Annotated in this window: 15 protein-coding genes; 9 read left to right on the forward strand and 6 right to left on the reverse strand. The window is 71.2% G+C overall.

What is annotated here, in order from left to right; genetic code table 11:
- Window positions 1-41: 41 nt before the first annotated feature.
- Complete coding sequence (gene sufB, locus ACZ3IG_RS28990) at window positions 42-1,463, reverse strand: Fe-S cluster assembly protein SufB (RefSeq protein ID WP_467435732.1); 1,422 nt, start codon at window positions 1,461-1,463, stop codon at window positions 42-44.
- Window positions 1,460-2,191: a helix-turn-helix transcriptional regulator gene (locus ACZ3IG_RS28995; protein WP_467435734.1), complete on the reverse strand. Its 732-nt coding sequence runs from the start codon at window positions 2,189-2,191 to the stop codon at window positions 1,460-1,462. Before ACZ3IG_RS28995 ends, sufB begins: the two co-directional genes overlap by 4 nt.
- 160 nt (window positions 2,192-2,351) lie before the next feature.
- On the opposite strand from ACZ3IG_RS28995, the gene ACZ3IG_RS29000 reads away from it, so the two are divergent.
- The 4 genes from ACZ3IG_RS29000 (at window position 2,352) to ACZ3IG_RS29015 (ending at window position 6,030) form a co-directional block, all read left to right on the forward strand.
- Window positions 2,352-3,164 (forward strand): AAC(3) family N-acetyltransferase, encoded by an 813-nt coding sequence (locus ACZ3IG_RS29000; protein WP_467435735.1) that lies wholly within the window; start codon window positions 2,352-2,354, stop codon window positions 3,162-3,164.
- Window positions 3,165-3,277: 113 nt separating this feature from the next.
- The gene (locus tag ACZ3IG_RS29005; RefSeq protein ID WP_467435736.1) at window positions 3,278-4,201 is read left to right on the forward strand and encodes an ABC transporter ATP-binding protein; all 924 of its coding nucleotides are present in this window, start codon (window positions 3,278-3,280) and stop codon (window positions 4,199-4,201) included.
- Window positions 4,198-4,965, forward strand: a complete 768-nt coding sequence (locus ACZ3IG_RS29010; RefSeq protein WP_467435737.1) for an ABC transporter permease — start codon at window positions 4,198-4,200, stop codon at window positions 4,963-4,965. The genes ACZ3IG_RS29005 and ACZ3IG_RS29010 overlap by 4 nt, the downstream gene beginning before the upstream one ends.
- A gap of 57 nt (window positions 4,966-5,022) precedes the next feature.
- On the forward strand, window positions 5,023-6,030 hold the full coding sequence (locus tag ACZ3IG_RS29015; protein ID WP_467435738.1) for a COX15/CtaA family protein: 1,008 nt from the start codon (window positions 5,023-5,025) through the stop codon (window positions 6,028-6,030).
- A 6-nt stretch (window positions 6,031-6,036) separates the two neighbouring features.
- Here the strand turns inward: ACZ3IG_RS29015 and ACZ3IG_RS29020 are convergent, their stop codons facing one another.
- The 3 genes from ACZ3IG_RS29020 to ACZ3IG_RS29030 form a co-directional block, all read right to left on the reverse strand.
- Window positions 6,037-7,143: an amidohydrolase family protein gene (locus ACZ3IG_RS29020; RefSeq protein ID WP_467435740.1), complete on the reverse strand. Its 1,107-nt coding sequence runs from the start codon at window positions 7,141-7,143 to the stop codon at window positions 6,037-6,039.
- A 125-nt stretch (window positions 7,144-7,268) separates the two neighbouring features.
- On the reverse strand, window positions 7,269-7,640 hold the full coding sequence (locus ACZ3IG_RS29025) for a hypothetical protein (RefSeq protein WP_467435741.1): 372 nt from the start codon (window positions 7,638-7,640) through the stop codon (window positions 7,269-7,271).
- Between the two features lie 90 nt (window positions 7,641-7,730).
- Window positions 7,731-8,684, reverse strand: coding sequence for a heme o synthase (locus ACZ3IG_RS29030; protein ID WP_467435752.1), 954 nt, complete (start codon window positions 8,682-8,684; stop codon window positions 7,731-7,733).
- Window positions 8,685-9,070: 386 nt separating this feature from the next.
- Between ACZ3IG_RS29030 and tkt the strand changes: the two genes are divergently transcribed.
- The 5 genes from tkt to pgl are packed head-to-tail and all read left to right on the forward strand — an operon-like array spanning window position 9,071 to window position 15,687.
- Window positions 9,071-11,158 (forward strand): transketolase, encoded by a 2,088-nt coding sequence (gene tkt / locus ACZ3IG_RS29035; protein ID WP_467435742.1) that lies wholly within the window; start codon window positions 9,071-9,073, stop codon window positions 11,156-11,158.
- Window positions 11,159-11,193: 35 nt separating this feature from the next.
- A complete protein-coding gene (gene tal, locus ACZ3IG_RS29040; protein ID WP_215165532.1) occupies window positions 11,194-12,312 on the forward strand; it encodes a transaldolase in 1,119 nt (372 codons plus the stop codon).
- A complete protein-coding gene (gene zwf, locus ACZ3IG_RS29045) occupies window positions 12,309-13,841 on the forward strand; it encodes a glucose-6-phosphate dehydrogenase (RefSeq protein WP_467435753.1) in 1,533 nt (510 codons plus the stop codon). The genes tal and zwf overlap by 4 nt, the downstream gene beginning before the upstream one ends.
- Entirely contained in the window at window positions 13,838-14,902 is a 1,065-nt protein-coding gene (gene opcA / locus ACZ3IG_RS29050) for a glucose-6-phosphate dehydrogenase assembly protein OpcA (RefSeq protein WP_467435743.1), read from the forward strand. Before zwf ends, opcA begins: the two co-directional genes overlap by 4 nt.
- Window positions 14,899-15,687, forward strand: coding sequence for a 6-phosphogluconolactonase (gene pgl / locus ACZ3IG_RS29055; RefSeq protein WP_467435744.1), 789 nt, complete (start codon window positions 14,899-14,901; stop codon window positions 15,685-15,687). The genes opcA and pgl overlap by 4 nt, the downstream gene beginning before the upstream one ends.
- 66 nt (window positions 15,688-15,753) lie before the next feature.
- On the opposite strand, the gene ACZ3IG_RS29060 is transcribed toward pgl, so the two are convergent.
- On the reverse strand, window positions 15,754-15,918 hold a 165-nt coding region (locus ACZ3IG_RS29060; RefSeq protein ID WP_467435754.1), incomplete at its 5' end, for a hypothetical protein.

Genomic DNA, 15,918 nt, shown 5'->3' on the forward strand with positions numbered 1-15,918 from the left:
CGCTTTCCGTTGCGTAAGGGTTTGACGGTACGGCGCGATGGTCAGCCGACCGCGCCTTCCATCTGCAGCTCGATCAGCCGGTTGAGTTCGAGGGCGTACTCCATCGGCAGTTCCTTGGCGATCGGCTCGACGAAGCCGCGCACGATCATCGCCATCGCCTCGAACTCGGTCATACCGCGGCTCATCAGGTAGAAGAGCTGGTCCTCGGAGACCTTGGAGACGGTCGCCTCGTGGCCCATGGACACGTCGTCCTCGCGGACGTCCACGTAGGGGTAGGTGTCGGAGCGGGAGATGGTGTCCACCAGCAGCGCGTCGCACAGCACGTTGGACTTGGCGCCCGGGGCGCCCTCGCCGATCTCGATCAGGCCGCGGTAGGAGGTACGGCCGCCACCGCGCGCCACCGACTTGGAGACGATGTTGGAGGACGTGTTCGGGGCCATGTGGACCATCTTGGCGCCGGCGTCCTGGTGCTGGCCCTCGCCCGCGAAGGCGATGGACAGGGTCTCGCCCTTGGCGTGCTCGCCCATCAGGTAGACGGCCGGGTACTTCATCGTCACCTTGGAGCCGATGTTGCCGTCGATCCACTCCATGGTCGCGCCCTCGTACGCCACGGCGCGCTTGGTGACCAGGTTGTAGACGTTGTTCGACCAGTTCTGGATGGTCGTGTAGCGGCAGCGGGCGTTCTTCTTGACGATGATCTCGACCACGGCGCTGTGCAGCGAGTCCGACTTGTAGATCGGCGCCGTGCAGCCCTCGACGTAGTGCACGTAGGCGCCCTCGTCGACGATGATCAGGGTCCGCTCGAACTGGCCCATGTTCTCGGTGTTGATCCGGAAGTAGGCCTGGAGCGGGATCTCCACGTGCACGCCCGGCGGGACGTAGATGAAGGAGCCGCCCGACCACACGGCGGTGTTCAGCGCGGCGAACTTGTTGTCACCGGCCGGGATGACCGTGCCGAAGTACTCCTTGAACAGCTCCGGGTGCTCCTTGAGCGCCGTGTCGGTGTCCAGGAAGATGACGCCCTGCTCCTCCAGGTCCTCGCGGATCTGGTGGTAGACGACCTCGGACTCGTACTGGGCGGCGACACCGGCGACGAGGCGCTGCTTCTCCGCCTCGGGGATGCCGAGCTTGTCGTAGGTGTTCTTGATGTCCTCGGGCAGGTCCTCCCAGGACTCCGCCTGCTTCTCCGTGGAGCGCACGAAGTACTTGATGTTGTCGAAGTCGATGCCGGAGAGGTCCGAGCCCCAGTTCGGCATGGGCTTCTTCTCGAACAGCTTCAGGCCCTTGAGGCGGAGCTTGGTCATCCACTCCGGCTCGGACTTCTTGGCGGAGATGTCCCGGACGACGTCCTCGTCGACACCACGCTTGGCAGAGGCGCCGGCCGTGTCGGAGTCGGCCCAGCCGTATTCGTACGTGCCCAGACCCTCGAGTTCGGGGTGGGCAGTCTCCGTGGGGAGAGTCATGCGGGGTTCCTCCCGGCCGTGCTTGCGGATGCGTTGTCTGTGGTCTTGGAAGTCTTCGGAATGAACGTCGTGCAGACGCCGTCGCCGTGCGCGATGGTCGCCAGCCGCTGTACGTGAGTACCGAGCAGCTCGGCGAAAAATTCCGTCTCGGCCTCGCACAGCTGCGGAAACTTTTCGGCGGCGTGAGCGACCGGGCAGTGGTGCTGGCAGAGCTGCTCACCCTGCTGGGGGTGGGGAGCGCTGCGCGCGGTGGCAGCGTACCCGTCCGCGCTCAGGGCCTTGGCCAGCGCTTCCGCCCGCCGCTCGGGGGGCGCCGCCTCGACGGCCTTGCGGTACGCGCCGCTCTGGGCGGCGATCCGGGCACGGGCGAAGGCGGCGACCGCCTGCTCCCCGCCCTCGCGCTCGGCGATCCAGCGCAGCGCGTCCACGGCGAGCTTGTCGTAGGACTGGTCGAAGGCGTCCCGGCCGCAGTCGGTCAGCGCGAACGCCTTCGCGGGCCGCCCGCGCGTGCGCGTGCCGTAGACGCGGCGGTCGCGGGGCTCCACGACGTTGTCCGCGGTCAGCGCGTCGAGGTGGCGGCGGACGGCGGCCTGGGTGAGGCCGAGGCGGCCGGCCAGCTCGGCGACGGTCGACGGTCCGTGGTCCAGGATGGACCGCGCGACGCGGTTGCGCGTGGAGCGCTCACCGGTCGCGAGCTCCTCGTGGGGCACCTCGCCGACGTATTTCACAACGCCATTGTTGCGTAATTCTTCCGACCCCGGCAAGCCGCGCCAGGACACCCCGACGGTGCCGTGCGTCACTTAGGTATACCTAATCTGACCTGCGGAAACGATCACTGATCGATCAAAACGGTAGCGTCTCCCGGCCCCCTCGGGGACACTCGCCAGCATGCCCGCACCCCCTCCCACCGGCCCACTCGTCACCCGCGGCACCCTCGCCGGCGAGCTGCGCGCCCTCGGCGTACGCTCCGGCGAGATCCTGCTGGCCCACTCCTCGCTGCGCTCCCTCGGCTGGGTGTGCGGCGGTGCCGTGGCCGTGGTCCAGGGACTTCTGGACACCCTCGGCCCGGACGGCACCCTGGTCGTGCCGACCCAGACCGCCGACCTCTCCGACCCGGCCCTGTGGGAGAACCCGCCGGTGCCCGCCGAGTGGTGGCCCGCCATCCGCACCGCCATGCCCCCGTACGACCCGCGCACCACCCCCGCCCGCGGCGTCGGCGTGGTCCCGGAGACCGTACGGACCTGGCCGGGCGCCCTGCGCAGCGCGCATCCGCAGACGTCGTTCGCGGCCGTCGGCCCGCGCGCCGCCGAGGTCGTCGCGGACCACGCCACCGACTGCCGGCTCGGCGAGCGCAGCCCCCTCGCCACCCTGGAGCGGCTCGGCGCCCGGGTCCTCCTCCTGGGCGCCGGTTACATCTCCTGCACCGCCTTCCACCTGGCCGAGTACCGCATACCCGCCCCGCTCGTCGAGGTGGGCCGCCCCGGTCCGTACGGCTGGGAGCGGGTGACGGAGGTGTCGATCACCTCGGACCGGTTCGACGAACTGGGGCACGACTTCGAACGGGACCGGCCCGTCGTACGGGGCACGGTCGGCGCGGCCGACGCGCGCCTGTTCCCGGTGGCGGACGCGGTGGCCTACGCCGAGCGGTGGCTGGCACTGCACCGTCCCCGCGAGGAGGAGACCGCGCACCACCGCGCCTGACCCCCTCCGGTCGCATCGCGGCCCCCCGCCGCCGGCCCCGCGCCCTCCCCGTGCGGAGGACATCGCGCACCCCCGCGCCCGGGCCCCCGCGCGCCTCCCTAGACTCGTGACCCATGCGAAGCGAGCCCGTGGTCCAGGTCCAGGCCCTGGTGAAGCGGTACGGCACGAAGACCGCGGTGGACGGCCTCGACCTGGTGGCCCGGGCGGGCGTGACCGCCGTCCTCGGCCCCAACGGGGCGGGCAAGACGACCACGGTCGAGACGTGCGAGGGGTACCGCGGGCCGGATTCCGGCACGGTGCGCGTCCTGGGACTCGACCCTCAGCGCCAGGCCGCCGAGCTGCGGCCCCGCATCGGCGTGATGCTCCAGTCCGGCGGCGTCTACTCCGGTGCCCGCGCCGACGAGATGCTCCGCCACGTCGCCAGGCTGCACGCCCACCCGCTGGACGTGCCCGCCCTGATCGAACGCCTGGGCCTCGGCTCCTGCGGCCGGACCGCCTACCGCCGGCTCTCCGGCGGCCAGCAGCAGCGGCTCGCGCTGGCGATGGCCGTGGTGGGGCGCCCGGAGCTGGTCTTCCTGGACGAGCCCACCGCCGGTCTCGACCCGCAGGCCCGCCGCGCCACCTGGGACCTGGTCCGTGACCTGCGCGCCGACGGCGTCTCGGTGATCCTGACCACGCACCACATGGACGAGGCCGAACAGCTCGCCGACGACGTCGCGATCATCGACGCGGGCCGGGTGATCGCCCAGGGCTCGCCCGAGGAGCTGTGCCGCGGCGGCGCCGAGAACACCCTGCGCTTCACCGGCCGTCCCGGCCTGGACGTGGCGAGCCTGCTCAAGGCGCTCCCGGCCGACTCCTCGGCGGCCGAACTGACGCCGGGCTCGTACCGGGTCACCGGCAAGATAGACCCGCAACTGCTGGCGACGGTGACGTCGTGGTGCGCCCAGCACGGGGTGATGCCGGACCGGATCTCGGTGGAACGGCACACTCTGGAGGACGTCTTCCTGGAACTCACCGGCAAGGAGCTGCGTTCATGACTACCGGCGTCCACACCCCGATGCCCGGTGCCGCACCCCTCCCCCGCATGATCGCCGCCCAGGCCGTCCTGGAGACGAAGATGCTGCTGCGCAACGGCGAGCAGCTGCTGCTGACGGTGATCATCCCGACGCTGCTGCTGGCACTGTTCAGCACGGTGGACATCATCGACACCGGCGCGGGCGAGGCCGTCGACTTCCTCGCCCCCGGCATCCTCGCGCTCGCCGTGATGTCGACGGCCTTCACGGGGCAGGCCATCGCCACCGGGTTCGAACGCCGGTACGGGGTGCTGAAGCGGCTGGCGTCCTCGCCGCTGCCCCGCTGGGGCCTGATGACCGCCAAGACCCTGTCCGTGCTGGTCACGGAGGTGCTCCAGGTCGTCCTGCTCACGGTGATCGCGCTGGCCCTGGGATGGTCCCCGCACGGCAACCCGTTCGCCGTACTCCTTCTGCTGGTCCTCGGCACGGCGGCCTTCTCCGGCCTCGGGCTGCTGATGGCCGGCACGCTGAAGGCCGAGGCGACGCTGGCCGCCGCCAACCTGGTCTTCCTGCTGCTGCTGGTGGGCGGCGGCGTGATCGTGCCGCTGGACAAGTTCCCCGACGCCGCGCAGAGCGTCCTGGGCCTGCTGCCCATCTCCGCGCTCTCCGACGGGCTGCGGGACGTGCTCCAGCACGGGGCCGGGACGCCCTGGGCCGACCTGGGCATCCTCGCCGTATGGGCGGTCGTGGCCCTGGGCGCGGCGGGGAAGTTCTTCCGCTGGGAATGAGCGGGAACGAGACGGAGCCGGGACCCTCGTGAACGCGTGCACAAGCGGCCCCCTACGATGGACCGCGTGCCAAACGTGACCCGCGACGACCTCGCAGCCGCCGTGCGCAACCCGCTCGCCTTCATCGCCGCGCGCTGGACCCCGCAGCCCCGCACCGTCCAGCGGTCGGCGCTCTCCGCCCTCGTGATGTCGGTGATCATCGTCGGCACCGGCGGCGCCGTCCGCCTGACCGGCTCGGGCCTGGGCTGCCCGACCTGGCCCAAGTGCACGGACGAGTCGCTCACCACCACCAGCGAGATGGGCTTCCACGGCGTCATCGAGTTCGGCAACCGGCTGCTGACCTACGTGCTGTGCGCGGCGGTCGGCTGGGCGATCATCGCCGCCCGGTCCGAGAAGCCGTACCGGCGCTCGCTGACCCGGCTGGGCTGGGCGCAGTTCTGGGTGGTGATGGGCAACGCGATCCTCGGCGGCATCGTCGTCCTGGTCGGTCTGAACCCGTACACCGTCGCCGCCCACTTCCTGCTGTCCACCGCGCTGATCGCGGTCGCCACCGTGATGTGGCAGCGCACCCGGGAGGGCGACGCGGCACCGCGCCCCCTGACCGGCAAGTCCGTCCAGCAGCTGGTGTGGGTGCTCGTCGCCGTCTCCGTGCTGCTGATCGCGGTCGGCACGGTGGTCACCGGCGCCGGCCCGCACGCGGGCGACTCCAGCGAGGTCCCGCGCATGCCGCTGGACTGGGAGACGGTGTCCAAGGCGCACGCCGTGCTGGCGTGGATCGTGGTGACGCTGACCTTCGCGCTGTGGTTCGTCCTGAAGGCGGTCGACGCGCCCGAGGGGCCGCTGGCCCGCACCCGGGACCTGTTCCTGATCCTGCTGGCGCAGGGTGCGGTGGGTTACATCCAGTACTTCACCGACCTGCCCGAGATCCTGGTCGGGGCCCACATGGTCGGCTCGTGTCTGGTGTGGATCGGTACCCTGCGCGTCCTGCTGGCGCTGCGCGAGCGGCCGCGGGAGGACACCCCGGTGCCCGGCCCGGCGACGGAAGCCGCGCTCACCCGCGCCTGACCCGGCTCACGTCAGCCCGTACACCCGCACCGCGTTCCCCGCGGCGATCATCCCCGCCACCCGCTGCGCGTCCGCCAGGGACCACGCGCCCTCGGTGACCCAGGTGCCGAGCACCCGGCCGAGCGCCTCGCGGAACAGGCGGGCGCCCACCACGTGCAGCTCGGGCAGCCCTCCGCCGCCGCTGGAGAAGAGGATCTTGCCGAAGGGGGCCAGCTCCAGGATCTCGGCGAGGACGGTGGCGGCGCGGGCGCCGGTGCGGACCAGGGCGGCGCCCGAGTCGGCGTACACGTGCGAGAAGGCACCGGCGAGGTGGGCGGCGTGCCGGTGGTACGGGTAGCCGTGCAGCAGGACGAGGTCGGTGCCGAGGCCGGCGGTGGCCCGGACGAAGCCGGTGAGCAGCACCGGGTCGGTGCGGTCGGTGTGCGGGCCGGGCTCGCCGAGGCCCGCGTGGAGCTGGAGCGGCCGTCCGGAGGCGACGGCGATCCACAGCAGGTGGCGCAGCAGCACCGGGTCGCTCAGGTCGCCGCCGGCCCGGCGTCCGGCCAGCCAGCGTCCGGCGGCGCCGCGCACCTCGCCCGGCTCCGGCGGCTCGGGCGCCAGCGCGAGGCCGTGCCGGACGCCCGCCACCGAGGTGAAGGCGACGGCGTGGGCGGCGGCTCCGTGCACCGCCTCGGCGAGGTTGGCGAGGAAGGACTCCACCGTGCCGGAGGTGTCGGCCACCTGTTCGGCCAGCGGTTCCAGCCGCACGATCTCGTGGGCGTCGGCGTCGGCGGCCGAGGCCAGCTCGGCCGGGCCGGTGAGGTCGCCGGGCAGCCCCGTGTCGACCAGGTACGTGGTGATGCCGCTGCCGCGCAGCAGCTTGCGGTCCGCCTCCAGGACGCCCAGTTCGCGGCGCCGGGCCAGATAGCGGGCCGGCGGGCAGTGCGGTTCCAGGCCGAGCAGGGGCGGACACCAGCGGCGTACGGCGAACCCGGTCTGGGTGTCGAACAGGGTGGTGCCCGGCGCGGGCGGGCCCTCGGTGCGGCCGAGCTGGGCCTCGAAGGTGCCGAGACCCAGTTCTGTCCGGAGGACGCCGTGGCAGTACTGGTCCACCAGGGACGGCGTTTCGATCATCCGGGCTCCCCGTGTAGACGCCGTGCTGCTGCTCACGAGTCCTAACGGGTGAACGGGGTCTCAGGTGATGCCCTGCCGCCTCTCAGGTGACGCCCAGCGCGCCCCGGGCACAGATCCGTTGGGATTCAGCCGTTGCGGGGGCCGCCGAGCTGGAGCCCTGCCATCCGCGACCACTCGTACGGCCCCGTCCGCACCTTCCCCGCGAACTCGCCGTCGAAGGACTCGTGGACGGTGATCCCCGCCTTCCCGACCGCCTTCTCGGCGATCTCGTACGACGGCGCCACCAGGTCGCCCCAGTCGCCGTCCGCGCCGACGAGCACGATCCGCGCGCCACGCCGGCCGAGGTGGGCCACCTGGCCCTCGGCACCGCCGTGCGCCTTGGCGAAGGCCCCGATCCGCCCGGCCAGCCGGCCCGCCGTGCGCTCGGCCTTCGCGGCGGCCTTGCCGCCGCCCTGCTCGGGGCGCTGCTCCGTCTCTGCCTGCTGCGTCTCTGCCATGACCAGGATGCTACCGACGGGTAGCACAAAGGGCGACGGGCGGGGTACGTGGCCCGGGCCACGTACCCCGCCCGTCGGACGCCGGGAAGGTCAGCGCAGGAACGGATCGATCGCGACCGCGAGGAACAGCACCGACACATAGGTGATCGACCAGTGGAACAGCCGCATCTCCTTGAGCTTGGTGCCCGTCGCCTCGGCCTTGGCGCGGTTCTGCAGCCCGTGCGCCTCCCACAGCCACATGCCGCCCGCGAGCAGGGCGACGGCCGTGTAGAACCAGCCGGTGTAGCCCAGCGGGGTCAGCAGCAGGGAGACGACGACCATCACCCAGCTGTAGATGACGATCTGCTTGGCGACGACCTTGTTGGAGGCGATGACCGGCAGCATCGGCACGCCCACGCGCGCGTAGTCGTCCTTCACCTTCATGGACAGCGGCCAGTAGTGCGGCGGCGTCCAGAAGAACATCACCAGGAAGAGGATGACCGGCGCCCAGGAGATCGAGTCGGTCACCGCGGACCAGCCGATCAGCACCGGCAGACAGCCGGCGATGCCGCCCCAGACGATGTTCTGCGAGGTGCGGCGCTTGAGGATCATCGTGTAGACGACGACGTAGAAGAGGAGCGCGCCGAGGGAGAGCCAGGCCGAGAACCAGTTGACGGTGAGGCCGAACAGCAGGGTGGAGACGACCGCCAGGGCGATGCCGAAGACCAGGCACTCGACCGGGCTGACCATCCCGGTGACCAGCGGGCGCTGGGAGGTGCGGTCCATCAGCGCGTCGATGTCCCGGTCGATGTACATGTTCAGCGCGTTGGCGCCGCCCGCGGAGAGGTAGCCGCCGACACAGGTCAGCAGCACCAGCTTCAGATCGGGCACGCCCTGTTCGGCGAGGAACATCACCGGAACGGTGGTGATCAGCAGAAGCTCGATGATCCGCGGCTTGGTCAGCGCCACGAACGCCTTGACACGGGCCCCGAACGGCCGGTGACTCGGGCTCTGGCTCGTCCCGATAACCCCCGCAGGACGGGATTCAACGGCCGTCACGCACACCCCTGACAGAGACATCCCAGCGAGCTTCCCGTGCATCCCCGTGTGAAGTGCGGGTAAAGGCTCGCGCGTACCACGCCACTTTAGACGTTGCCCGTACCCCGGCCTTCGCGGGGGTGGGGTCGTGTTGGCGACCGTGCTCCGACGTGCGTACGCGGAGTCGATTGAGCAGTCAGATGAGCGCCTCCGTATTCACTTGCCGAATGCCGTTTCACCCGGTCGGCAGGCGGATCACACAGACTCCCGGCAGTCTGGAATAGCGGGGAAAAGCGCACGTACTTACGGGGGTAGGCTCGACAGCGGCCGGCCGATGCCGAAAGAACGCCGGCAGCCGGTGGGCGTTTCGCGCACACCGGCAACCGACATGTGGAGAGGAGCCCTGACCCAGGGTGAGCACCAAGCCGACCATCACAGACCTCGAGTGGACCGAGCTGGACCAGCGGGCCGTAGACACGGCCCGCGTCCTGGCCGCCGACGCCGTACAGAAGGTCGGTAACGGCCATCCGGGTACGGCGATGAGCCTGGCACCTGCCGCCTACACCCTCTTCCAGAAGGTGATGCGGCACGACCCCGCCGACGCGGACTGGGTCGGACGCGACCGCTTCGTGCTGTCCGCCGGACACTCGTCCCTGACCCTCTACACCCAGCTGTACCTGGCCGGCTTCGGCCTGGAGCTGGACGACCTGAAGTCCTTCCGGACGTGGGGCTCGAAGACCCCGGGCCACCCCGAGTACGGCCACACCACCGGCGTGGAGACCACCACCGGCCCGCTCGGCCAGGGTGTCGCCAACGCGGTGGGCATGGCGATGGCCGCCCGCTACGAGCGCGGCCTGTTCGACCCCGAGGCCCCGGCCGGCGAGTCGCCCTTCGACCACTTCGTCTACTGCGTCGCCGGTGACGGCTGCCTCCAGGAGGGCATCTCCGCCGAGGCGTCCTCCCTCGCGGGCCACCAGAAGCTCGGCAACCTGATCCTGCTGTGGGACGACAACCACATCTCGATCGAGGGCGACACCGAGACGGCCGTCTCCGAGGACACCGTCAAGCGCTACGAGGCCTACGGCTGGCACGTCCAGCGCGTCGCCCCGAAGCCCGACGGCGACCTGGACCCCCACGCCCTCTACGACGCCATCGAGGCGGCCAAGCAGGTCACCGACCGGCCGTCGTTCATCGCCATGCGCTCGATCATCGCCTGGCCCGCGCCGAACGCGCAGAACACCGAGGCCGCGCACGGCTCGGCGCTCGGCGACGACGAGGTCGCGGCCACCAAGCGCGTCCTGGGCTTCGACCCGGAGCAGACCTTCGAGGTCTCCGACGAGGTCATCGGCCACACCCGGGGGGCGCTGGAGAAGGGCCGGGCGGCCCGCGCCGTGTGGGAGAAGGCGTACCAGCAGTGGCGGGACAACAACCCCGAGCGCGCCGCCGAGTACGACCGGATCGCCAAGGGCGAACTGCCCCAGGGCTGGGAGGAGAAGATCCCGGTCTTCGAGACCGGCAAGGGTGTCGCCACCCGTGCCGCCTCCGGCAAGGTGCTCCAGGCGCTCGGCGCGGTCGTGCCCGAGCTGTGGGGCGGCTCCGCCGACCTGGCCGGCTCGAACAACACGACGATCGACAAGACGTCGTCGTTCCTGCCCGAGGGCAACCCGCTGCCGGAGGCCGACCCGTACGGCCGCACCATCCACTTCGGCATCCGCGAGCACTCCATGGGCGCGGAGATGAACGGCATCGCGCTGCACGGCAACACCCGTATCTACGGCGGCACCTTCCTGGTGTTCTCCGACTACATGCGCAACGCCGTCCGCCTGTCCGCCCTGATGCACCTGCCGGTGACGTACGTGTGGACGCACGACTCCATCGGTCTCGGTGAGGACGGCCCGACCCACCAGCCGGTCGAGCACCTGGCCTCGCTGCGCGCCATCCCGGGTCTGAACATCGTCCGTCCCGCCGACGCCAACGAGACGGCCGTCGCCTGGCGCGAGATCCTGCGCCGCTGGACGAAGGAGTTCGGCAAGGGCCAGCCGCACGGTCTGGCGCTGACCCGCCAGGGCGTGCCGACCTACGAGGCCAACGACGACGCGGCCAAGGGCGGCTACGTGCTGTTCGACGCGGAGGGCGGCGACGCCGAGGTCGTCCTCATCGCCACCGGCTCCGAGGTGCACCTCGCCGTCGAGGCGCGCGAGCGGCTGCAGGCCGACGGCGTGCCGACCCGCGTGGTCTCCATGCCGTGCGTGGAGTGGTTCGAGCAGCAGGACCAGGGGTACCGGGACAGCGTCCTGCCCCCGTCCGTGAAGGCCCGCGTCGCCGTCGAGGCCGGGATCGGTCTCACCTGGCACCGTTACGTCGGGGACGCCGGCCGCATCGTTTCCCTGGAGCACTTCGGTGCTTCCGCCGACGGCAAGGTGCTCTTCCAGGAGTTCGGTTTCACTGCGGAGAACGTCGTCGAAAAGGCGAGGGAATCGATCGCCGCGGCTCAGCGCTGACGCTCGTATAACGACACGTAGGAGATGCATTTCCGATGACAGACGCACTCAAGCGCCTCTCCGATGAAGGCGTCGCGATCTGGCTGGACGACCTGTCGCGCAAGCGGATCACGTCCGGCAACCTCGCCGAGCTGATCGACCAGCAGCACGTCGTGGGCGTCACCACCAACCCGACCATCTTCCAGAAGGCGATCTCCGAGGGCGACGGTTACGACCAGCAGCTCTCCGACCTGGCCGCCCGGAAGGTGACCGTCGAAGAGGCCATCCGCATGATCACGACGGCGGACGTCCGCGACGCCGCCGACATCCTGCGCTCGACCTACGAGGCGACCGGCGGCAAGGACGGCCGGGTCTCCATCGAGGTCGACCCGCGGCTGGCGCACGACACCAAGGCGACGGTGGCCGAGGCCAAGCAGCTCGCCTGGCTGGTGGACCGCCCCAACACGCTGATCAAGATCCCGGCGACCGAGGCCGGCATCCCCGCCATCGCCGAGGTCATCGGCCTGGGCATCAGCGTCAACGTGACGCTGATCTTCTCGCTGGAGCGCTACCGCAAGGTCATGGACGCGTTCCTGACCGGCCTGGAGAAGGCCAAGGAGCGGGGCCTGGACCTGTCCGACATCCACTCGGTGGCGTCCTTCTTCGTGTCCCGTGTGGACACCGAGATCGACAAGCGGATCGACGCGCTGGGCACCGACGAGGCCAAGGCGCTGCGCGGCAAGGCCGCCGTCGCCAACGCCCGTCTGGCCTACCAGGCGTACGAGGAGATCTTCTCCGGCGAGCGCTGGGCGGCCCTGGAGAAGGCCGGCGCCAACAAGCAGCGTCCGCTGTGGGCGTCGACCGGCGTGAAGGACAAGGCGTACAGCGACACGATGTACGTCACCGATCTGGTCGCGCCCAACACGGTGAACACCATGCCGGAGGCGACCCTGTTCGCCACCGAGGACCACGGCGAGATCACCGGCGACACCGTCTCCGGCACCTACGAGCAGGCCCGCGCCGACCTCGACGCGGTCGAGGCGCTCGGCATCTCCTACGACGAGGTCGTCCAGCTCCTGGAGGACGAGGGCGTGGAGAAGTTCGAGGGTTCCTGGAACGACCTGCTGAAGTCGACCGAGGCCGAGCTCCAGCGCCTCGCCCCTTCGGAGGGCTGAGACCCTTGTCGAGCAGCAACCCGCTGCGTGACCCCGCAGACCGACGGCTCCCGCGTATCGCGGGGCCGTCGGGCCTGGTCATCTTCGGCGTCACCGGCGATCTGTCACGCAAGAAGCTCATGCCCGCCGTCTACGACCTCGCCAACCGGGGTCTGCTGCCGCCGGGCTTCTCGCTCGTCGGCTTCGCGCGCCGCGACTGGGAGCACGAGGACTTCGCCCAGGTCGTGCACGACGCCGTCAAGGAACACTCGCGTACGCCGTTCCGCGAGGAGGTCTGGCAGCAGCTCATCCAGGGGATGCGCTTCGTCCAGGGCACCTTCGACGACGACGAGGCCTTCGAGCGGCTGCGCGGCACCATCGAGGAACTCGACAAGGCGCAGGGCACGGGTGGCAACTTCGCCTTCTACCTGTCCGTGCCGCCCAAGTCCTTCCCCGTGGTCATCCAGCAGCTGAAGAAGCACGGACTGGCGGACCAGTCGGGCGGCTCCTGGCGGCGCGCGGTCATCGAGAAGCCCTTCGGCCACGACCTGAAGTCGGCCGAGGAGCTCAACTCCATCGTCCACGAGGTCTTCGCCCCGGACCAGGTCTTCCGCATCGACCACTACCTGGGCAAGGAGACCGTCCAGAACATCCTGGCGCTCCGCTTCGCCAACACCATGTTCGAGCCGATCTGGAACCGGTCCTACGTCGACCACGTCCAGATCACCATGGCCGAGGACATCGGCATCGGCGGGCGTGCCGGGTACTACGACGGCATCGGCGCCGCCCGTGACGTCATCCAGAACCACCTGCTCCAACTGCTCGCGCTGACCGCGATGGAGGAGCCCGCCTCCTTCGACGCCGACGCGCTGGCCGCGGAGAAGACCAAGGTGCTCGGCGCGGTCCGGCTCCCCAAGGACCTGGGCCGGGACACCGTCCGCGCCCAGTACGCGGCGGGCTGGCAGGGCGGCGCGGCGGCGGTCGGTTACCTGGAGGAGGAGGGCATCGACCCGGCCTCCAAGACCGACACCTACGCGGCGATCAAGGTCGGCATCGACAACCGCCGCTGGGCGGGCGTCCCCTTCTACCTGCGCACCGGCAAGCGGCTCGGCCGCCGGGTCACGGAGATCGCGGTCGTCTTCCAGCGCGCCCCGCACTCCCCCTTCGACCAGACGGCCACCGAGGAACTCGGGTCGAACGCGATCGTCATCCGCGTCCAGCCCGACGAGGGCGTCACCGTCCGCTTCGGCTCCAAGGTGCCGGGCACGTCGATGGAGATCCGGGACGTGTCGATGGACTTCGCCTACGGCGAGTCCTTCACCGAGTCCAGCCCCGAGGCGTACGAGCGCCTCATCCTGGACGTCCTCCTCGGCGACGCCAACCTCTTCCCGCGCACGGAGGAGGTCGAACTGTCCTGGAAGATCCTCGACCCGATCGAGGAGTACTGGGACACCCACGGCACCCCGGCCCAGTACCCGGCGGGTACCTGGGGACCCGTCGAGGCGGACGAGATGCTGGAGCGAGACGGACGGAGCTGGCGCCGGCCATGAAGATCGACCTCACGGACACCACGGCCAGCAAGATCAACAAGGCGCTGGTGCAGGGCCGCCGCGCCATCGGCACCCCGGCCGTCGGCATGGTGCTCACCCTCGTCATCGTCACCGACGAGGAGAACGCCTACGACGCCCTGAAGGCCGCGAGCGACGCCGCGCACGAGCACCCCTCGCGCACGCTCCTGGTCATCAAGCGCGTCTCGCGCTCCCCCCGGGACCGCACCCGCTCCCGGCTGGACGCCGAGGTCCGCCTCGGCGCCGACGCGGGCACCGGCGAGACGGTGGTGCTGCGGCTGTACGGCGACGTCGTCGACCACGCCCAGTCGGTGGTCCTGCCGCTGCTGCTCCCCGACGCCCCCGTCGTGGTGTGGTGGCCGGTGAACGCCCCGCTGGAACCGGCCAAGGACCCGCTCGGCGCCCTGGCTCAGCGCCGGGTCACCGACACCTACGCCTCCGAGGAACCGGTACGGGAGCTGGCGGCCCGCGCCGGCGCCTACGCCCCCGGCGACACCGACCTGTCCTGGACCCGCATCACGCCGTGGCGCTCGATGCTGGCGGCGGCCCTGGACCAGGTCGACTGCCAGGTGCAGGGCGTCGAGGTGGAGGGCGAGGAGTTCAACCCGAGCTGCGAGCTGCTCGCCATGTGGCTCGCGGACCGGCTGGACGTGCCGGTCAAGCGGACGCACTCCGCCGGTCCCGGCCTCACCGCCGTCCGGATGGAGACGGACTGCGGTCCGATCGCCCTGGACCGGGCGGACGGCACGCTGGCCCACCTCTCCGTCCAGGGGCAGCCCAACCGGGCGGTGGCGCTCAAGCGCCGGGACACCGCCGAGCTGATCGCGGAGGAACTGCGCCGGCTCGACCCGGACGACACCTACGCCTCGGCGCTGCGCTACGGCGTGGAGCGGCTGCGCGAGAACGCGGCCGCAACGGGTGCCGCCGGTGGCAAAGGAGGCGAGGCCGTCGCGGTCCCCACTCCCGTCGAGGACGCCGCCAAGGCACCTGCGAAAGACGCGGCGCGGAAGAAGGCGCCGGTGAAGAGGGGGGCGGCGAAGTGAGCACGCACACTCCCCAGCTGGTCGTGCACCGCGACAAGGAACTGATGGCCCAGGCCGCCGCGGCCCGGCTGATCACCCGTGTCGTGGACGCCCAGGCCTCCCGGGGCTACGCCTCCGTGGTCCTGACCGGCGGCCGCAACGGCAACGGCCTGCTGGCCGCCCTGGCGGGCTCCCCCGCCCGGGACGCCATCGACTGGGGCCGGCTGGACCTGTGGTGGGGCGACGAGCGCTTCCTGCCGGAGGGCGACCCGGAGCGCAATGTCACGCAGGCCCGGGAGGCCCTGCTGGACTCGGTGCCGCTGGACCCGAAGCGGGTGCACGCGATGCCGGCCTCCGACGGCCAGTACGGCCCCGACGTGGACGCCGCCGCGGCGGCGTACGCGGAGGAGCTGGCCCGGGCCGCCGGTCCGGAGAACCACGCCCCCGTGCCCACCTTCGACGTCCTGCTCCTCGGCGTCGGCCCGGACACGCACGTCGCCTCGCTCTTCCCGGAGCTGCCGGCGGTGCGCGAGACCGAGCGCACGGTGGTCGGCGTCCACGGCGCCCCCAAGCCGCCGCCGACCCGCGTGTCCCTGACCCTCCCGGCGATCCGGGCCGCCCGCGAGGTGTGGCTGCTGGCGGCCGGCGAGGACAAGGCGCAGGCCGCGGCGATCGCCCTGTCCGGCGCGGGCGAGATCCAGGCTCCGGCGGCGGGGGCCCGGGGCCGGGCCCGCACCCTGTGGCTGCTGGACTCGGCGGCCGCTTCCCAACTGCCGCGCTCGCTGTACCCGCCGGCCTCGGCGTAGCCGTCCTCCGGCACACGGACCCCCGTCGCCTTCGGGCGCGCGGGGGTCCGCGCTTTTCTCTCGTGCTTACTGCCGTCCGCGCAGCTCCCGGTAGGCGCCGACCAGAGCCTTGGTCGAAGCGTCCAGCCCCGGCACCTCCGCGCCCTCGGTGAGGGCGGGTTCGACGCGCTTGGCGAGGACCTTGCCGAGTTCGACGCCCCACTGGTCGAAGGAGTCGATGTTCCACACGGC

The organism is Streptomyces sp. NPDC016677, assembly GCF_055562815.1.

Excerpts from the sequence above, each read along its gene's own strand:
- sufB (WP_467435732.1), bottom strand. The coding sequence starts at position 1,463 with ATGACTCTCCCCACGGAGACTGCCCACCCCGAACTCGAGGGTCTGGGC.
- ACZ3IG_RS29000 (WP_467435735.1), top strand. The coding sequence starts at position 2,352 with ATGCCCGCACCCCCTCCCACCGGCCCACTCGTCACCCGCGGCACCCTC.
- ACZ3IG_RS29005 (WP_467435736.1), top strand. The coding sequence starts at position 3,278 with ATGCGAAGCGAGCCCGTGGTCCAGGTCCAGGCCCTGGTGAAGCGGTAC.
- ACZ3IG_RS29010 (WP_467435737.1), top strand. The coding sequence starts at position 4,198 with ATGACTACCGGCGTCCACACCCCGATGCCCGGTGCCGCACCCCTCCCC.
- ACZ3IG_RS29015 (WP_467435738.1), top strand. The coding sequence starts at position 5,023 with ATGGACCGCGTGCCAAACGTGACCCGCGACGACCTCGCAGCCGCCGTG.
- ACZ3IG_RS29020 (WP_467435740.1), bottom strand. The coding sequence starts at position 7,143 with ATGATCGAAACGCCGTCCCTGGTGGACCAGTACTGCCACGGCGTCCTC.
- ACZ3IG_RS29025 (WP_467435741.1), bottom strand. The coding sequence starts at position 7,640 with ATGGCAGAGACGCAGCAGGCAGAGACGGAGCAGCGCCCCGAGCAGGGC.
- tal (WP_215165532.1), top strand. The coding sequence starts at position 11,194 with ATGACAGACGCACTCAAGCGCCTCTCCGATGAAGGCGTCGCGATCTGG.
- opcA (WP_467435743.1), top strand. The coding sequence starts at position 13,838 with ATGAAGATCGACCTCACGGACACCACGGCCAGCAAGATCAACAAGGCG.